The sequence below is a fragment of the Rossellomorea sp. y25 genome, assembly GCF_038049935.1.
GTDB lineage: Bacteria > Bacillota > Bacilli > Bacillales > Bacillaceae_B > Rossellomorea.
Window position 1 is genome coordinate 2,245,768 of the sequence record NZ_CP145886.1, and the last position, 16,554, is coordinate 2,262,321.

Annotated in this window: 17 protein-coding genes, 1 pseudogene and 1 riboswitch; of the genes and pseudogenes, 12 read left to right on the plus strand and 6 right to left on the minus strand. The window is 38.8% G+C overall.

Translation table 11 applies throughout. From position 1 onward, the window contains the following. Positions 1–185 precede the first annotated feature (185 nt). Positions 186–1,070: a TetR/AcrR family transcriptional regulator gene (locus AAEM60_RS11140; protein ID WP_299741247.1), complete on the plus strand. Its 885-nt coding sequence runs from the start codon at positions 186–188 to the stop codon at positions 1,068–1,070. 322 nt (positions 1,071–1,392) lie between these two features. Beyond that, positions 1,393–2,595, plus strand: coding sequence for a M14 family zinc carboxypeptidase (locus AAEM60_RS11145; RefSeq protein WP_299741248.1), 1,203 nt, complete (start codon positions 1,393–1,395; stop codon positions 2,593–2,595). Positions 2,596–2,640: 45 nt separating this feature from the next. On the opposite strand, the gene AAEM60_RS11150 is transcribed toward AAEM60_RS11145, so the two are convergent. Beyond that, complete coding sequence (locus AAEM60_RS11150; RefSeq protein WP_299741249.1) at positions 2,641–3,063, minus strand: VOC family protein; 423 nt, start codon at positions 3,061–3,063, stop codon at positions 2,641–2,643. Between the two features lie 87 nt (positions 3,064–3,150). Between AAEM60_RS11150 and AAEM60_RS11155 the strand changes: the two genes are divergently transcribed. The 4 genes and pseudogenes from AAEM60_RS11155 (at position 3,151) to AAEM60_RS11170 (ending at position 5,211) form a co-directional block, all read left to right on the plus strand. Continuing rightward, a complete protein-coding gene (locus tag AAEM60_RS11155) occupies positions 3,151–3,783 on the plus strand; it encodes an RNA polymerase sigma factor (RefSeq protein WP_299741250.1) in 633 nt (210 codons plus the stop codon). Positions 3,784–3,797: 14 nt separating this feature from the next. Continuing rightward, positions 3,798–4,271 (plus strand): GyrI-like domain-containing protein, encoded by a 474-nt coding sequence (locus AAEM60_RS11160; protein WP_299741251.1) that lies wholly within the window; start codon positions 3,798–3,800, stop codon positions 4,269–4,271. Positions 4,272–4,420: 149 nt separating this feature from the next. Next, positions 4,421–4,531, plus strand: a pseudogene (locus AAEM60_RS11165) (VOC family protein); the annotation flags it as partial. Between the two features lie 107 nt (positions 4,532–4,638). Next, positions 4,639–5,211 (plus strand): sugar O-acetyltransferase, encoded by a 573-nt coding sequence (locus AAEM60_RS11170; protein ID WP_341357932.1) that lies wholly within the window; start codon positions 4,639–4,641, stop codon positions 5,209–5,211. Positions 5,212–5,267: 56 nt separating this feature from the next. Here the strand turns inward: AAEM60_RS11170 and AAEM60_RS11175 are convergent, their stop codons facing one another. Beyond that, on the minus strand, positions 5,268–5,903 hold the full coding sequence (locus AAEM60_RS11175; RefSeq protein WP_299741253.1) for a glycosyltransferase: 636 nt from the start codon (positions 5,901–5,903) through the stop codon (positions 5,268–5,270). Between the two features lie 779 nt (positions 5,904–6,682). Between AAEM60_RS11175 and AAEM60_RS11180 the strand changes: the two genes are divergently transcribed. Next, positions 6,683–7,522, plus strand: coding sequence for an N-acetylmuramoyl-L-alanine amidase (locus tag AAEM60_RS11180; RefSeq protein ID WP_299741254.1), 840 nt, complete (start codon positions 6,683–6,685; stop codon positions 7,520–7,522). Between the two features lie 110 nt (positions 7,523–7,632). Continuing rightward, positions 7,633–7,947, plus strand: a complete 315-nt coding sequence (locus AAEM60_RS11185; RefSeq protein ID WP_299741255.1) for a DUF3892 domain-containing protein — start codon at positions 7,633–7,635, stop codon at positions 7,945–7,947. Positions 7,948–8,258: 311 nt separating this feature from the next. Here AAEM60_RS11185 and AAEM60_RS11190 read toward each other — a convergent pair whose 3' ends face one another. Further along, positions 8,259–8,495 carry a hypothetical protein gene (locus tag AAEM60_RS11190; protein WP_299741256.1) on the minus strand — a complete coding sequence of 79 codons (237 nt, stop codon included), beginning with the start codon at positions 8,493–8,495 and terminating at the stop codon, positions 8,259–8,261. Between the two features lie 205 nt (positions 8,496–8,700). On the opposite strand from AAEM60_RS11190, the gene AAEM60_RS11195 reads away from it, so the two are divergent. The 3 genes from AAEM60_RS11195 (at position 8,701) to AAEM60_RS11205 (ending at position 12,053) form a co-directional block, all read left to right on the plus strand. Beyond that, entirely contained in the window at positions 8,701–10,176 is a 1,476-nt protein-coding gene (locus tag AAEM60_RS11195) for a flavin monoamine oxidase family protein (protein ID WP_341357933.1), read from the plus strand. A 138-nt stretch (positions 10,177–10,314) separates the two neighbouring features. Next, positions 10,315–10,788 carry a DUF2975 domain-containing protein gene (locus AAEM60_RS11200; RefSeq protein WP_299741258.1) on the plus strand — a complete coding sequence of 158 codons (474 nt, stop codon included), beginning with the start codon at positions 10,315–10,317 and terminating at the stop codon, positions 10,786–10,788. 98 nt (positions 10,789–10,886) lie between these two features. Continuing rightward, positions 10,887–12,053: a stage II sporulation protein P gene (locus tag AAEM60_RS11205; protein ID WP_299741259.1), complete on the plus strand. Its 1,167-nt coding sequence runs from the start codon at positions 10,887–10,889 to the stop codon at positions 12,051–12,053. A gap of 85 nt (positions 12,054–12,138) precedes the next feature. Here AAEM60_RS11205 and AAEM60_RS11210 read toward each other — a convergent pair whose 3' ends face one another. Together AAEM60_RS11210 and AAEM60_RS11215 are read right to left on the minus strand one after the other, a co-directional pair. Then, entirely contained in the window at positions 12,139–12,708 is a 570-nt protein-coding gene (locus AAEM60_RS11210; RefSeq protein WP_299741260.1) for a VTT domain-containing protein, read from the minus strand. Between the two features lie 316 nt (positions 12,709–13,024). Next, positions 13,025–13,240 (minus strand): Fur-regulated basic protein FbpA, encoded by a 216-nt coding sequence (locus AAEM60_RS11215; RefSeq protein ID WP_341357934.1) that lies wholly within the window; start codon positions 13,238–13,240, stop codon positions 13,025–13,027. Positions 13,241–13,340: 100 nt separating this feature from the next. Continuing rightward, positions 13,341–13,448: riboswitch (SAM riboswitch) on the minus strand. A gap of 292 nt (positions 13,449–13,740) precedes the next feature. Here AAEM60_RS11215 and AAEM60_RS11220 point away from each other — a divergent pair. Further along, on the plus strand, positions 13,741–15,150 hold the full coding sequence (locus tag AAEM60_RS11220; RefSeq protein WP_341357935.1) for a protoporphyrinogen oxidase: 1,410 nt from the start codon (positions 13,741–13,743) through the stop codon (positions 15,148–15,150). A 135-nt stretch (positions 15,151–15,285) separates the two neighbouring features. On the opposite strand, the gene AAEM60_RS11225 is transcribed toward AAEM60_RS11220, so the two are convergent. Continuing rightward, positions 15,286–16,554 carry a glycosyltransferase family 4 protein gene (locus AAEM60_RS11225; RefSeq protein ID WP_299741301.1) on the minus strand — a complete coding sequence of 423 codons (1,269 nt, stop codon included), beginning with the start codon at positions 16,552–16,554 and terminating at the stop codon, positions 15,286–15,288.

Genomic DNA, 16,554 nt, shown 5'->3' on the forward strand with positions numbered 1-16,554 from the left:
CTCATGGGTCAAATGATTTTTTATTAATTTGATTATTCGTTGTTATAACAGTTATTTATTTGGTTGACTCACTAGTCATTTTACCTGTATTTTTTCTGTAGTCAAGAAATAATGCTCTTCTATTTTTGGGGGAGTATGGTTAAAATGGTAGAGTGAATTTTTCTTTGGATATAGAGGTGTGAAAAATGGATAAACGTAAATCAATACTCGAATCAGCCGTGGAGCTCTTTGCAGAACACGGATATAATCAAACGTCCATGCAGCAAATCGCCGAAAGTGTCGGCATTTCAAAGGGCTCCCTGTACTCATTCTTTCAATCAAAAGAAGATTTAATCATATCGATTTATGAACATTATCAGCAACTTGTCTTCGAACGGGCTTTTGTCGTCGGACTAGAAGGGAATTTACCACCTCTTGAACGATTCGCAAAACAGTTTCAAGTACAATTTGAAGGGATACTCGAATACAAATCTTATATGAAAATGCACATGCGGGGGGAGTCCGCGAAGAACAGTGAGAAATTGGCTGCAATGGAACACCGTATGAGAGGACGGTTGTTTAGCTGGCTCGAGCATAATTTATTAGAAGTATTTGGTGGTAAGATCAAGCCATACATATGGGACCTCATGTGGATGACACAATCCATCTATTCATCATATATGATGCTTTTGATTTCTACTGATGATGCCCTGGACCCTTCTATTCTCGGGAAACATTTAGTGAGACAAATTTCTCTCCTTGCTGGAGACTTTCTTGAAGGAAAGAGCAAGCCATTGTTGGATGATGAGATAATGAAATCATTTTCCGTTAGCATGGACCGGGAAGGAGCCTTCATTTCATTTGAAGAGAGGGAGAACGCTTGGAAGAGTTTGTATGAGAAAATAAGGGGGTTGAGTGAAGATCGTGTAAAGTATTACATGAACATTGCCAATCGGATCTCACAAGTATGCCGCCAGTCTAATCAAGATGAGTTGATTATAAGAGGGTTATTCAGATTGATGATGGACGAAGAGAATTTGAAAAATGAAGCGATAGAGTTAGAAAAGCAACTCCTTCCTGAGAGTGTATAGGGAAGGAGTTTTTTTATTTGTTATTGTTTTTTAAGGTAGTGTGATCAGAAGTGAGGAAGGAAGGTTTGCTTTGAAGGGGGATGAGAAGAGCGGGGGTACCAGGTTTTTTATATACCTTCTTTCATCGTTAAAGGTGAGCACACATCGATAGATAAATAGACATAAAATTAAGTCCTCATTTTCTGAATATTCTACATCTTTAGACATATATGTCCATATTACTTCTCCTTAATATTTCCTGTTTTACGTAATATTGAAGGTGATCCTCATGTAAAGGCAGAAACTGTTTAGGGTACCGAAACATATGGGAGGGAATATATTTATGAAAAAGAAAAAAGTAGTCTCAAGTTTAGCAGCAATTCTTCTTTGTACCAGCATGGCATCAACAAGCTTAGCGTCCAGTTCACCAAATGGAAATTTAACAAATGATCGGGCAAATTTACCAATCTCCGGTTTTACTGATCATGCAGAATTAACGAAGGCTTTACAGAAAATTGCACAGACAAGCCAAGGAAGAGTAGCGCTGGATGTGGCAGGTCGTTCACATAATGGATTAGAGATATATAAAGCAAGGGTGGGAACCGGGGACCGCGTAGTGATGATTCAAAGTGAAATCCACGGGAATGAAAAAACAGGAACGGAAGCTCTTCTGAATATCCTTCAGTACCTCGGGTCGAGTAATTCACCAGAGGCACAGAACATTCGTGAAGAAATTACACTAGTCGTTCTCCCTATGATGAATCCTGACGCAAGTGAATTGAATCGACGTGCGAATGATATGACATGGAGTGAGGTGGTGGAAAAGTTTCCATCATTAGCAGAAGCTACGCCCTCCTGGAATTATTACACTAGGACTCTTCAAGATGTTGATTATAGTGAACGCCCTGGATTTGACGTAAATCGTGACTTTAATCCGGATTTGAATTATAGCGCTCAACCTGCTGATTTTCCCGGAAGTTCAGATCAACCTGGTTGGTATATTACACCTGAATCCCAGACAGTTAGAGATGTTTATAAGAGCTTGAGAGAGGAGTTTGGGAATGTAGATACATTTATTGACTTGCATCATCAAGGTCAATATTACGTCGAGGGGACGGATGATATTGTAACAATGTCCCTATCCGGACAGTTTGTTCCAGATCCTGGTTCACCTGAAGGAAGTGATTATGCTGAGTACGCTGAGAATTATCGATATGATTATTCCAGGCAGTTAAATGTTGCAGCGTATAATGCCTTACAATCCATCGGAAATTCACCGTTTACTAACATTACCCTGTATCAGCAAGAATTAGATCTTCCTGGGACAGCCCTTGGATCATTCGCCCTTAATGGTAGCGGTACTGTGCTGTTCGAAGTAAGAGGACAAACATGGACTCTGGGACAAAAGAAAAAAGGTCAATTAGTAAAAGCAGTTGAGACGGGATTAAATTCAATTATCACCGGTGTGGCTAACGACAGCATTGATGACCTCAATCCAGAAGATTATGAAGATATTCCAGAAACGGCATATAGACCTGGTTTATAGTGATAGAACAGCTGACTCCAATCAGGGGAGTCAGCTTCTACTGTTCTATTTATACTGTGATTTTTTCACCTGGTCCCGGTGGAAGGGAGAATCTTCAACTTCATTCACTACGCTAAATGGATTATGATCCAAATCGAAAAACTCAAATCCTTTCATTCCTCCAAAGTCTTCAATTTCAGAAGTGACGACCCCAGAGTTCTTTAAATCCTTATGAACCTCCTCAATGTCTTCTACCAAGAAATTAAAGTACACATTCTTCTTTTTCCCACTGATGACAAATTCAGTAGGCTGAGGGGAATCCACTTGAACCAATCCTAATTGAGTGTCACTATTTGGGAAATAAAAACCTGCACCACCATCCCAGGTATCAATCTTTCTTACACCTAAATGCTTTTCATACCATTTCATCGATTTCTCCATGTCCGTCACAGGTATAAATACACTACCCACTTTAAACAAAACACTCACTCCTCCTATTTGGAATTCATTGGTATAACGATTATACTAGAATAAAAGTTACAAATGTTTTTAAATTTTTTTGAAAGGACGAAAAAGTTGATTTTTGAGGAACTGGAAACTACGATTCTAAAACTTTATAAGTATTGTGTAAAGCTCTCTGCTTCTACACCAGAGGCAGAAGACCTTGTTCAGGAGACTCTTTTAAAAACGTACAAATTGAAGAAATCAGAACCTGAACGAGACTTATCCATGTCCTTTCTCTATACCATCGCCAAAAACCTTTTTATTGATGGAAAAAGAAAAAGAAACGGGCTTGTTTTAATCAATGAGGATTATCATTTCCAATCAAAAGACTTTATCGAATATGACGCTCTGTTGGAATGTCTATTTACAGCTTTGCCCCTTAAGCAAGCTATGCTTCTCACATTGAAAGACGTGTTTGGCTACTCATCTAAAGAAATCGCCTCTATGCTTCGAATCAGCGATGCATCCGTAAAAACCGCTCTTCATCGAGCTAGGAATAAAATAGTGGAGGGTGTACCTTATGAAAATTCAGATGAAAAGATCCTTCGTGAAATAACAAACTCCATCAAAGAATCAAATTCCTTACGATTATTTCAGTATTATCGCCTACTAGAAACCAAGTATTACAATACCTCGAGAAGCGCAGTGAATATCCTTTGTTATGTGGTTGATCCAGATGGAAATGTGTTAGAAATCATCAATTAAGGAGGTTTAAGAATATGATTACGCGTAACATAAAAGTGAAAGAAATTGGTGGATTGAACTTAGTAGGGTTTCGAGTCGTATGTCCTGGTGACGAGTACATCATAGAAATCCCAAAAGCTGCTGCTAAATTGAAAGAAAGGGTCGATGAGATTCAACATCTTGTAAATAAGCAGATTCAACTAGGTGCGTTTGTAGCAGAGGATGCTACTGTCGATTTGGATGGATACTGGGTAGGGATGGAAGTGGAGAAGATTGAAGTTATTCCCCCAGGCATGGTGTCATTAACGATTCCTCCCCAAACCTATGTAAGCACCTTTTATCAAGGGACGAATCATGGAATTAGAGATGCATATCGTGACATGCATGAATGGGCAGAGATAAACGGATATGCAAGAAGAAGAGATTTATGGCATGTAGAGAGATTTTATCGTTTTGATAATAGTGATCAGGTTGAAGTGGAATTGTTGGATACAGTTGATTTGAAGTGATTAGATGACTGACTCTGATAGTGGAGTCGTTTTTTTTGATTGGATGTAAGTTGGTAAGGGATTTTGTTTTATTCATGTAGAAAAATTGGTTGCAACGCCTTTTAATTTTAAATATGAAAATAAATATCTGCATCTAAATAGTTATAGGCGGGAGTGTGCTAATACCTTTGGAGGAATCTCCGTTTAGTGAGAAATTTGCCTGGGTTGAGGACAGGTTTGGTGTGTCATGGCAGTTGAATTTATCGAAGAGAGAGGAATGATTGGATCCTTACACTAGGTGAGGGAGTGTTTTGTTGATATATTTTTTTTAGAAAAAGAGATAGAATAGGGTTCTGGTATTGTCACTACAAAAGATGGAGGCACACATATGAAAACTGAAAAACAGAAAATGCTCGATGGAGAATTTTACGAACCATGGGATCCTCAATTAATGGAAGAGAGAAAACAAGCACGTTTTTTAACACGCATGCTTAATCAAACGACAGAAGAAGAAGACGGGGATAGAGTAGTTGCCATAAAAAAATTGTTCGGATCTACTGGGGAAAGCGTTTATTTAGAGCCTAACTTCAGATGTGATTATGGATATAACATTCACGTGGGCAACCATTTCTTTGCTAATTTTAATTGTGTGATATTAGATGTGTGTGAAGTCCGCATCGGTGAAAATTGTATGCTCGCACCTGGAGTACATATTTACACAGCGACTCATCCAATGAATCCGGTTGAGAGAAACAAAGGACCGGAATTTGGGAAGCCTGTCAAAATAGGAGACAACTGCTGGATTGGTGGAGGCGCAATCATTAATCCCGGAGTGACGATAGGTGATAATGTGGTTATAGCTTCAGGCGCTGTTGTGACAAAGAATGTCCCTTCTAATGTCGTGGTGGGTGGAAATCCTGCCCGTATCATCAAGGAGATTGACTTGGAAGAGAAGAGATAAGCGTATTTATAAAGCAGAGTAAAGCAGCTGGAATCAATCTATCCCAGCTGCCATGATTAGAACTTCTCTGGAAACTGCTTGACAATTCCGCCCGATAGGACATCAGCCAGGTGAAGAATATGTGCTTTCCCTTTATCAAAGCTTGTTATGTTTCCTTTCCAGTCTTTCTTGATTCGTGCAATCGCTTCATCGGTGACGAATTGCAAGTGCATATATAACAGGTCTTTAAGCGCATTTTCAGACCAGTAAGGATTTGCTTTTGCTAAGAATCCTGCAATGTCATCTGCATTTTGATACCATTCTTTGTTAAATTTCTCCACTTCTGCTTGCTTTCCATTTTTAGCAGCATCAACGATTTTTCCTGCCAATACAATATGCTCGGTCAACAAATCAGCTAGCTTATTCCCAGCCTCTTCACCATAATAAGGTTTAATTGCATTTCCGATGTCTTTCTGATTTTGAAGTAATCTTGCAAGAACCACATCTTGATCCTCTAATTCATCAACGGCACTAATAATATAATTCCTGGTATAGATAACATGATCGTTCCATAAAATTCTAATGTCTTCTTTTGCTTTCATGCTGGCTTCACTCACACATTCAGCCTGCTTTGCTTCAGCTGAAGCACCGATCCCAGGGAAGTAAGAAAGAGTGATCATCACAACCATTACAAGAAATCCAATCTTTTTCATTAAAAAACCTCCATTCATTTAGCTTTGCCCCATTATTATTTACTTCTTTTCCCCATTCACTCATAAAAACTCAATCGGAAAAATATGTTAATTTAAAAATTGAGAGGGACGGACCTTGAATCTTCAAACGTACGAAACCTACATTTACGCTTAGGGAGCAGGTGAGGTGTAGTTGAAAAGAGGGAGGTAAGTGGCATGTCGGCAAACCTCTCACTTTTTGGATGCGCAATACATTGGGAAAAATAAAAAGGGCTGCCAATTTTCAAAAAAACCGTTGCTTGTCCTCACCAAATAGCCTTTTTCGACATAAAGTGTTCTATGGAGGTGATGCTTTGGCAAGAAAATTACTAGAATATCTTTTTATCAGGACCTCAGATACACATGCCAAGATTGACTTGGGATCTCCTTCCCTCTCAAATATGCACGTTGCACAGTTCGGGGTTACTCTTCGACCCCTCGTTAAGCAAGAGAACAATGGTTATAAGATCAACAGTCCATACTGAAAAAATGAAGCGAGCACCAGTATGAAACTCCGCCGATCAATAAGTCAATGATGATGAATAAAGTGAATAAGAACGTGTTTACAGAAATACAATAGAGATAAAAATCTAAGCCCCATAAGAAAGTCACCTCCATTTGATATAGATAAAAAAGAGTTTCCTGATGTTGAACAGGGAACTCTTTTTTTCACAATGAGGTGATCATACACCTTGAAAATCCAATCAGGCTAGTCCTTCCGTGAATATAGTACTATATATCTAATTTTAGGAGGAATTAAAGTGAAAACACTTATGATTGATCCCGGACATGGAGGATTGGATCCTGGTGCTACTTATAGAGGGTTTGAAGAGAAAGTCTTCAATCTATTGACAGCCCGACTTGTACAAAACTATTTAATGGAAAATTATAAAGTGAATATCATTATGACTAGAACAGAAGACAAAACGCTATCCTTATCAGATCGTTCTACACTTGCTAATGTCTCAAAGCCCGATTTCTTCCTATCTATTCATCATAATGCTGGTGGTGGAAGCGGCTTTGAAAGTTATGTTTATAGTGGCAGCGTACCAGCTCAAACCTTTATTTATCAGAATATAATTCATGATGCAGTAATGACTGCAATTAAGCCTTTCAATGTGGTGGACAGAGGGAAAAAGAGAGACAATTTTCATGTATTGAGGGAAACGAACATGCTATCCTTACTGGTGGAGGTTCTTTTTGTAGACAATCCAAGAGATATCTCATTATTGAACAATTCTGAATTTAGAAATGCCGTTGCTGTGGCCATTGCACGTGGTATCGCGAAGGCATTAGAATTACCGCCAAAATCGGATAATAAAAAGTCTCTATTTAAGGTGATCGCTGGTTCTTTTACGGAAAGAAAAAATGCAGAAAACAGAGTGAATGAGCTTAAAAAAAATTCCATTGAATCGGTTATCGACATTCTATCAGAATCCAGTAATACCTACTATCGAGTACAGGCCGGTGCTTTTGCAATCAGGGATAATGCTGAAAGCCAAGTGGCTAAATTGAAAATGTTTGGAATCGATTCATTTATTAGTGTTGAGGTGGTAAGTACTAATTTACCCCTGACTCAACCAAAAGAAACTGATTCTTAAGAGTCTCTTTAAAGTCAGGCATCAATAATCTGCTCAATAATACATTGGAAGATATTAATAATTCCTGAACTTCCCGCTAATAATAATTATACGTTCGGGAGGTGAATCTTATGGTTGAAAAAAGTTTTGAACAAATTTACGAGGAATACAAACAGCAAGGTAAATTTCAAGCTAAAGTAGAAATGGCTCAGGAGCTGGCATCTGGCGCGGAACAGATTGTAGCCGTTCGCCGAAATGCGGAAGACGATCTCATCGCTTTTAAAACCGAAAGTGGGAGAGAGCTTGATTATATCACTGCACTCGAAGAAGCAAAGTCAGGAAAACTGGCTCATGTAGATGTGATTCATCGATATGGAAGAGATGTTCTTCGCAGTGAACCTGACGGCCTGAAAGAGAATAACCTTAGTGAACTTCCTTCTTTTTAAAAAGTATAAAATCGAGCATAAAACCAGGGTTGGTTTTATGCTCGATTTTATTATTAGGGAAATGCTTTATCAATTAACACCATAATGAATAAATCCTATTTCCACCTTCAATCTTGTACCCTCAATAAATGCTATATCATTCGTTCCCGTTCAACAAAAAATTGCTTCATAACCTTATAATGGCTCGTTTCTACCAATGAAGATTCGAATATATGTCTGAGAAGATAAAGACATAATGTCCCGGCATAATTAAAATCCGGGTACAAAAAAATGCCATCACGATTTACGTAATGGCATCCCATTTTATAACCTTATCTTGAAGGTTCGAGAAGAACAACACTTTCTATGGTTGTAGCCAAAAGGCTGAGGTCTGTAAATTCTTCAACTTTCATTGAATCAACATATGTGATTTGAAAGCATTCCTTGTCCAAATGGTAGGTAACGGTCATAACAGGTGAGTGATCATGACTTGAAATCGTATGAACAATCTCACTATCCTTGAATTCCTTAAGAGTATTGAGCATGGTTACGATATTTTCTAGTGACATATAACATGTCTCCCTTCTACTTGCTCGAGGGATTGACTAAATACAGTCTCGTAGACCCAATGAAATTTAAGTATAACACATAAACGTATAAATAGAAACACTTGTTCTTAAAATCAGTGGAAATGAGCTCTTCGTCACAGAGATCATACGTATACCTCCTTTTTTGACGTCATATGATGTAAGAAAAAGGGAGGTGGGTGATGAGATGGTAAATCAACTTTCAAGAGATGATCCCTACAAATTGAACTATCCAGACGATATGCTGGCCATTATCCGGAAAGGATTAAATCCAACTAAGTCTAAAAAAGTGATAATCGTTGGAGCAGGAATGAGTGGTTTAGTCGCTGCTTCTCTACTGAAAAAAGCCGGGCATGACGTAACGATTTTAGAAGGAAATAAACGAATCGGCGGCAGGGTATATACTGTTCGCAAGCCATTCACACCCGGTAATTATTTGGACCTGGGAGCTATGAGGATCCCCGATAACCACAAATTAGTGTTCGAATATATAAGAAAATTCAACCTGCCCTTTCAAGAATTCATCAATAGTTCTCCAAGAGATTTACTATTAGTAAACAATATCCTAACAACAAGAGAACAATACGAAAAAAACCCCGACATTATACAGTATCCTTTACCAGAAGGTGAACAGGGAAGAACAGCTTCGGAATTGTTTATTGAAGCGACCAAGCCCTTTATGGATTTATATAATAAAAGTGATCATGAAGAACAGGAAAAATTAATTAAACAATACTCTGGTTATTCTATGGGACAATTTTTAGCAAACAATCCATTTGGTAAATCATTATCCGTAAATGCAATTCGAAAAATCAATGTTATTCTCGGGATAGAAGGGTTCCCTGAGTTCTCGTTCGTCGATATATTAAAAGACATCATTTTCCCTATATTCAGGAAAGAAACCAAATTTTATCAAATAACAGGAGGTAACGACCACTTACCTTACGGATTTGTTCAAGAACTTGGGTCACACATTCTACTGAATCAAAAAGTGACCCACATTATTCAATCCAATAGAGGAGTAAGTGTTCGATCAAGAGATTCCATTGACGGATTGGTGCGTGAATACAATGCCGATTATGTCATCGTAACCGTACCATTTACTGTCTTTCAGTTTATCGAGGTCGTACCTTATAATTCAATATCCTTTAAAAAGTGGCAGGCGATTCGGGAAGTAACGAATGTTCCAGCCGTGAAAATAGGAATTGAATTTCGTCGTCGCTTCTGGGAAGACTTGAACTACGGAAACATCGTGTCAGATCTTCCCACCCGCTTTACGTATATGCCAAGTCACGACAGAGGCAGCAACAAACCAGGGGTCATGTTAGCGAGTTACAGCTGGGGCCAGAATGCACTCTTATGGAACAGCAAACCAAAAGAAGAAATCATCAAAGAGGTTTTAGAAGACCTTTCTAAAGTATATGGTGAACAAGTGTATACTGAAATACTGAATTATGTAGTTTACAACTGGAGTAAAAATCCATTCTCGGCTGGATGTTTTACCCTTTATACCCCTGGTCAGGCAAGTGATATTGGGGATTATATTAAGATACCTGAAGGCAGAATTCATTTTGCTGGAGAGCACACTTCCTCCTTTCATGGTTGGATGGAAGGGGCGGTTGAGTCGGGGGTGAGGGCAGCCAATGAAGTGAATAGCAGATAAGGATTTAACGCATGAGATTACTCATGCGTTTGTTTTTATAGGAAACTTTTAATAGAGAATAAAAAATCAATCATATTTTATTGGAAAACAATAAATCTCATTATATAATTTAGAAAAACATGGTATCAGAGGTGTGTTATGAAACGAGGAACGACGACTTTTTTAAAAGGGGCAGTAATGGCAGTAGGAGCGATTGTATTCATCCTTTGTGTTGTCTGGTTGCCAACCATGGCAAAGCATTCTGCTGATCTATTTCCCGAATTCGCTTATTTGAAATGGCCGATTCTAATAGGGGTATACTTAACAGCGGTTCCATTTAATTTAGCGCTGTATCAAGCTTTTAAGCTTTTAAAGTATATTGAAGAGAACGCTTTTTCAGCGAAAGCAATAGTGGCTCTTCACCGAATAAAACTGAATGCCTTACTAATCACTGCCATTTATGTGGCAGGTATAGTGTTTCTATTAATCCAAAATGCTCTACATCCTGGTATTGCCATGGTAGGGATCATCATTAGTTTTGCGTCTGTAACCATTTCGATTTTCGCAGCAGTCCTTCAAGAATTACTGCGAAATGCACTTAAACTTAAATCTGAAAATGATTTCACGGTATAAGGTGAAGTAGGAAATCCGACCGAATCCCTGAAAAAACCTTCTACTCTATCAACCTCCTGCATAAAGTTAACTATTAAATACTTTATATAGGGGTACTGATGATGTCGTATAAGTCTCGAAACAACAATAGCTTAGTCCCACTAGTATTCGTCTCTATGAAGGCCATCATTCGGGTAGTATTGATCGGTATTGTCCTCATGTATTTGACCGTATGGTTGATCTCGTCAACAGCGATTAAATTGAGAGTGGATAGTTTATTGTATTCATCGGTGTCTGAACTCGTCCCGAAGGAAACGTTTCTCATGCTGCTGTCACAGGAAATGACTGGACTCCGGGTCACTAATGAATCAGCATTAAACAATGATTTTGATTGGTTAGAGAGCGTCACGAACGTATCACTACTTGATCCACGAAGTTTATTTGGACGGGAAATCCCAGGGATAGAAAATTATCACACTCATATAGCAGTTGCAGGGAAAGGGACGGACATTACGAACCTTCCGAACGAATCGCCGGCGCCAACAGAAGATCAGTTGAAAGATCAAGAAATTGACCAGAGTCAAATCGATCAAGCAAACAACAACTCAGGAGACGGTATTCAGGAAATCGATGAAAAATCCGTCTTCATTTATCATTCCCACAGCTGGGAAGCCTTTAGTCCACTGATTAAAAACAACGACTCTAAAGATCCGGCGAGTACAAATGAGAAGGTTAATGTCATTGCTGTTGGATCAAAGTTGAAGCAAGAGCTTGAATCAAGAGGAATTGGTGCGGTTCAAGATAAGACGGATGTAAATAAAGCACTTAAAGATAAGTCATGGACGTATTTCGAATCGTATCAATTATCTAGGGGACTGGTCCAGGAAGCCATCGCTCAAGACAATGACCTAACCTACCTGATCGATATCCACCGGGATTCCCAGCCAAGAAACATCACAACCAAAACCATTAACGGCAAAAACTATGCCCGCTTATTTTTTATTGTAGGAAAAGAAAACAAAAACTTCGAAAAGAACCTGAAAATCGCTAAAGAATTAAATGCTAAATTAGAAGAAAAGTATCCTGGCATCAGCCGCGGAGTCTTTATCAAAACAAGAGCAGAAGGTAACGGGGTTTACAATCAGGACCTAACTGAGAGAGCCATGCTTCTTGAGTTTGGCGGAGTGGAAAATAATTTAGTAGAATTGTATAACTCAACAGAAGCATTTGCGGAGATCTTTGCAGAATATTACAAGAAGGATGCTGTCGAGGTGAATGCACAATAAGTAATGGGGGAGAAAGGACGTGTACCATGTGGTGGACGTCTTTTTTTTCAGTTCCGGAGGAGAGTGGTTTCCGTAACTGTGACAATCATGAAATTGAGTTCTTCCTCCAACGATATCCCAAATAAAACATCCCGACTACCACCGAACCTCCTAACAAAATAGCCTTCCCCTTATCCGCACCCAACACATTCACCACCACGAATGCCTCAATCAACAACGAAGGAATCTTGCCGACGGAACTGATCACAGAAAAAACCACAATTGGAATAGAGCTAAAGGCAGCCGCAACGGTTACCACACTTGAAGGCACAAATGGGACCATGCGAAATAAGATTAGAAGTATGATCCATTCGGTACCTGAGGCCTCTTTTAATTTGAGAAAATAATTGTTCGAAAGTATCTGATCAATACGAGCAAACTTAATTCCTTTTCGATATAAATAAAAACTAACAATGGCTCCTAATGATTCACCAAGTGTGGAAATTCCGATTCCAGGCCACAACCCGAATACGGAAATGTTAAAGGCCGTCAAGAAGACACTCGGTAGAAAACCAAGGATACTGATGACAACATTAATGAAAATACTGATAAAAAAGAGAGACCAATTATCGAGGCCGATGAATTCGTTCATAAAATGCTGCAGATTGAGGGACATATGTATATTCCTTTGTAAGAGATTAGACTAACCTTGAAAGATATATGAAATCTGGGAGAGGTGGAAACTATATGATATAAATTAAATAGTATCATACATGAATTTCATCCAGAACAATCCCTTGTCATTTTAGAAAAGGACTGACCACTTGTCAATGTAGCGTGCGAAAATGAGTGCAGGTAACATGATTACGACCATTGGCATACATGCACAGATATATGCTTTAAGTGTCCGGGTTAATGCAGAAAGTTAGCTTAAATTCCTAAATATAGGAAAGTAAGGAAGCCCCAATCCACTTCCATGGATGGGGGCTTTTTTAGCTGGTTAACTTCGCACAGTTTTTCCATTGAATCGATCCTACATCGCTGTGCGGATGGCTTTCCTGCTGAATGTATTTAAATTCGTCCTCTAATTCCTGCAGCGTCAACTCGAATAATTGTTTGTGGCCTTTTTTGAAAATGTTATGGATAATCAATTTGTTAATTAATTCATTTCGTCGATTTTGAATCGCTTCTTGTAGGATTTCTCCCATTGTGATCACTCCTCTTATAATGTGTCCGAATTGAGGAAGGGTCATTGAAAAAAGCCCGCTTCCCATTAGATAAGAAGAAGGCTTTATGTAACAAAACTTCAACTCATCTTCCAAGCAAATTGCTTGTGGAATTAGCACAGTGTTCTATGATGTAGAATCTGTTGCTGAGGCATCATCGGGCCAGTCCCTCTGCCTCTCTGGATAAGTGATTATATAGTTGTCATGAATTACATCTATTATATAGGTGAGTATTCATAGTTGTCAACTTGGTATTTATATAAAGTGGTGCATCATTAGAGGTAGAATAGGGTGTTGGAGTAAGTTGAAATAAAAAATTTGAAGTTGAAAAGAAACGGTTTAGCTTGGCAGATTATGCTCCCAAATCAGCCTTCAACCCCTTATTCCCGATACTTTTTCCCAATTCAGACACAGATTTTTTTTCTAATCAACAAAAAACATGATAATCTGTATACATAAACGCAATTATTGGAGTGAATCGTATGAAGACAGTGGTTGTCGTAGGTGGAGGAATTACAGGATTAACAACGCTGTACCATCTTCAAAAAATGTCCAAAGAACGAGAAATAGATATCAAGTTAATACTAATCGAGCGTAATCAGCAGCTCGGCGGCAAAATTAGAAGTGTAAGAGAAGCGGAATTCATTATGGAAGCAGGAGCCGATTCCATCGTAGCCCGTAATGAAGGGGTTCTCCCTCTCATTAATGAGCTTCATCTTCAAGATGAACTTGTCTATAATGAAACAGGCACATCTTACATATATACCAATGGAGAATTGCATAAGATTCCACATGACACGATTTTCGGAATTCCTATGAGCGTTGAGTCCCTTCAAAATAGCAGCTTGGTGTCAGAAAAAGGTAAGAATGCAGCACTTAAAGATCTTGAAACTGAAAACACACAATTTACAATAGAAAGTTCAATCGGTGAATTTTTAGAAGCATTCCTAGGTAAAGAACTGGTAGAGAATCAAGTTGCCCCAGTATTATCAGGCGTCTATTCTGGAAATTTGCATAAACTTACTTTGGCTTCGACACTCCCATACTTACTTGATTATAAAAATGAATACGGCAGTATTATTAAAGGTTTATCTAAAAACAAACAAAAATTCCAAGGACCATCCAATAAAAAGTTCATATCGTTTAAAAATGGTTTATCAACCATCATTGAACGACTAGAAGAAAAATGTTCCAGTGCGACAATCTTAAAGGGAGTGGAAACTACTAAGCTCCAAAAAACAGGAGACAAATATGAGCTGACTCTCAATGGTCAAGGGAGCATTCAAGCGGATTATGCAGTATTCGCAACACCTCATGATGTAGCCCAAAAGATTCTGACTCATGAAAAACTTGATCCTGATTTCAATAAACTGAAAAACTCTTCACTGATTTCGATCTACCTCGGATTTAATATACCGGATGAGGAACTTCCTGCTGATGGCACAGGATTCATCGTCTCCAAAGGCAGCGAAGTGAAATGTGATGCCTGCACATGGACGAGTCGGAAGTGGAAGCATACGTCCAATGACCAAAATCTTTTATTGCGACTGTTTTATAAAAGCACAAATCCTCATTATAAAGTGTTGAAAGAATTTAGCGAGGCAGAACTGGTTCGCACGGCACTTGACGATATCAGAAAAAGTGTCGGCATAGACGGAGACCCGATTTCTGTCGAAGTGACAAATTGGAAAGACCTTATGCCAAACTATCATCTTGAGCATAGTCAATCTGTTCAATCGTTAGATAAAAATCTCGCAACCGAACTACCACGAGTGAAGCTGGCTGGAGCTTCGTATTTCGGAGTGGGCATTGGTGCGTGTATTCAAAACGGTAAGAAAACTGCAGAAAGTATTATAGATGAGTTAGAGGAAACGTTTGAGGAAGATAAATAATAAAAGAAAAGAGTTTGGAATTTACCAAGCTCTTTTCCTTTACATTTGCACGAGTTATGAAATCATTCTTCATTCTCCATTTTCTTTTTGAAATATTCAACTGTCCTGGATCAGTTTTTTCTCCTTCTCATTTCTTCATAAATACCTTTGATAAATCTGTTCAATTTTTCTCGTCATAACTTGACTGGTTAAGTGTTGACGAGCATAGGATTCAGCAGCGTTAGCAAAACGGTCACGTTCTTCCTTATTTGTAATGAAACGCTTTATCGCATGTGCAAGTTGTTCGACGTTACCAGGTTCACAAAGGATGCCTGTTTCTTCATGTTGAACCATTTCCGGAAGTCCGCCACATGTGGTGGAGATGACCGCTTGCCGGGAAAACATCGCTTCCATGACGGATAAGGGAAAGTTGTCATTCACAGTTGCTAACACATAGATGTCCGACATGGAAAGAATAGAGGGTATATCGTGACGTTTTCCAAAAAAGATTACGTTATTTAGCTTAAGTTCTTCCGCCTGTTTTATCAGTCTATCCTTCATGACACCATCTCCGACAATCCATACTTCTACATTAGTCAGGTGTTCACGAAGCTTGGACAATGCTTCTAAGAGAAATCCATGACCTTTACGAGGGGACAGTCGGGAGACACATGTTAGGATAATGTTTTCATGATTTTTATGAGGAAGTGGTTCAAAATCGATGCCCGTATGAACGGTGGTCATCCTTTCATCTTTTGCACCGAAATCCATTAAGTTAGGTCGGAAGGAATCTGAGATCATCACGATTTCAGTACTTGCTTCAATACCTACTTTCTCAAGTTCAGTAAAATAGACTTCTTCGATGGATCCTATCTGTATTTTATTGAATTTTAAGCGGCTTTTCGTAAAGAACCCATGTGGCGTAAAGAGTAATGGTTTTTGATACATTTGGTTCAAATGGCCGAGAATGAAGATAGCAAATAGGTCTTGAGCGTGAATGATGTCATACTGCTGGAGATTTTTTTCTTTAAGAAACAGTTCGAATACATGAAGAAAACTGAGATTTTTGACGATTTTTTCATTGGCGATTCCATAGCGGCCGAGCATAAAGGTACGTGCTTCAGAGGCAGCTTGAGGAATCCATTCATCAAGCTGTTCTGAAGTCATGTGGTTAGGCGCTAGTACATCTACACTATGACCGAGCTCTTCAAATCCGTTTTTTATAGAGGTGATGTAATGAGACAATCCACCTGTATGAGGATATTGAAAAAATGTGACGTATAAAATTTTCATCGGCTTTAAATCGTCACCTGTTGTTTTCTGACAGAATGGTTGTAGAGTGAGAGACTCTTCAAAGTCTCCTTTCACTCCATAATACTGATCCATTATGGCCAGAAGAGAGGGGTGAATGTTGAGAGCGGGCAT

Coding starts and splice junctions, on each gene's coding strand:
- AAEM60_RS11225 (WP_299741301.1), bottom strand. CDS start 16,554: ATGCCCGCTCTCAACATTCACCCCTCTCTTCTGGCCATAATGGATCAG.
- AAEM60_RS11215 (WP_341357934.1), bottom strand. CDS start 13,240: ATGGGAGAAATCCTACAAGAAGCGATTCAAAATCGACGAAATGAATTA.
- AAEM60_RS11190 (WP_299741256.1), bottom strand. CDS start 8,495: ATGTCACTAGAAAATATCGTAACCATGCTCAATACTCTTAAGGAATTC.
- AAEM60_RS11170 (WP_341357932.1), top strand. CDS start 4,639: ATGAAAACTGAAAAACAGAAAATGCTCGATGGAGAATTTTACGAACCA.
- AAEM60_RS11210 (WP_299741260.1), bottom strand. CDS start 12,708: ATGTCCCTCAATCTGCAGCATTTTATGAACGAATTCATCGGCCTCGAT.
- AAEM60_RS11175 (WP_299741253.1), bottom strand. CDS start 5,903: ATGAAAAAGATTGGATTTCTTGTAATGGTTGTGATGATCACTCTTTCT.
- AAEM60_RS11160 (WP_299741251.1), top strand. CDS start 3,798: ATGATTACGCGTAACATAAAAGTGAAAGAAATTGGTGGATTGAACTTA.
- AAEM60_RS11195 (WP_341357933.1), top strand. CDS start 8,701: ATGGTAAATCAACTTTCAAGAGATGATCCCTACAAATTGAACTATCCA.
- AAEM60_RS11185 (WP_299741255.1), top strand. CDS start 7,633: ATGGTTGAAAAAAGTTTTGAACAAATTTACGAGGAATACAAACAGCAA.
- AAEM60_RS11205 (WP_299741259.1), top strand. CDS start 10,887: ATGATGTCGTATAAGTCTCGAAACAACAATAGCTTAGTCCCACTAGTA.
- AAEM60_RS11220 (WP_341357935.1), top strand. CDS start 13,741: ATGAAGACAGTGGTTGTCGTAGGTGGAGGAATTACAGGATTAACAACG.
- AAEM60_RS11145 (WP_299741248.1), top strand. CDS start 1,393: ATGAAAAAGAAAAAAGTAGTCTCAAGTTTAGCAGCAATTCTTCTTTGT.
- AAEM60_RS11200 (WP_299741258.1), top strand. CDS start 10,315: ATGAAACGAGGAACGACGACTTTTTTAAAAGGGGCAGTAATGGCAGTA.
- AAEM60_RS11140 (WP_299741247.1), top strand. CDS start 186: ATGGATAAACGTAAATCAATACTCGAATCAGCCGTGGAGCTCTTTGCA.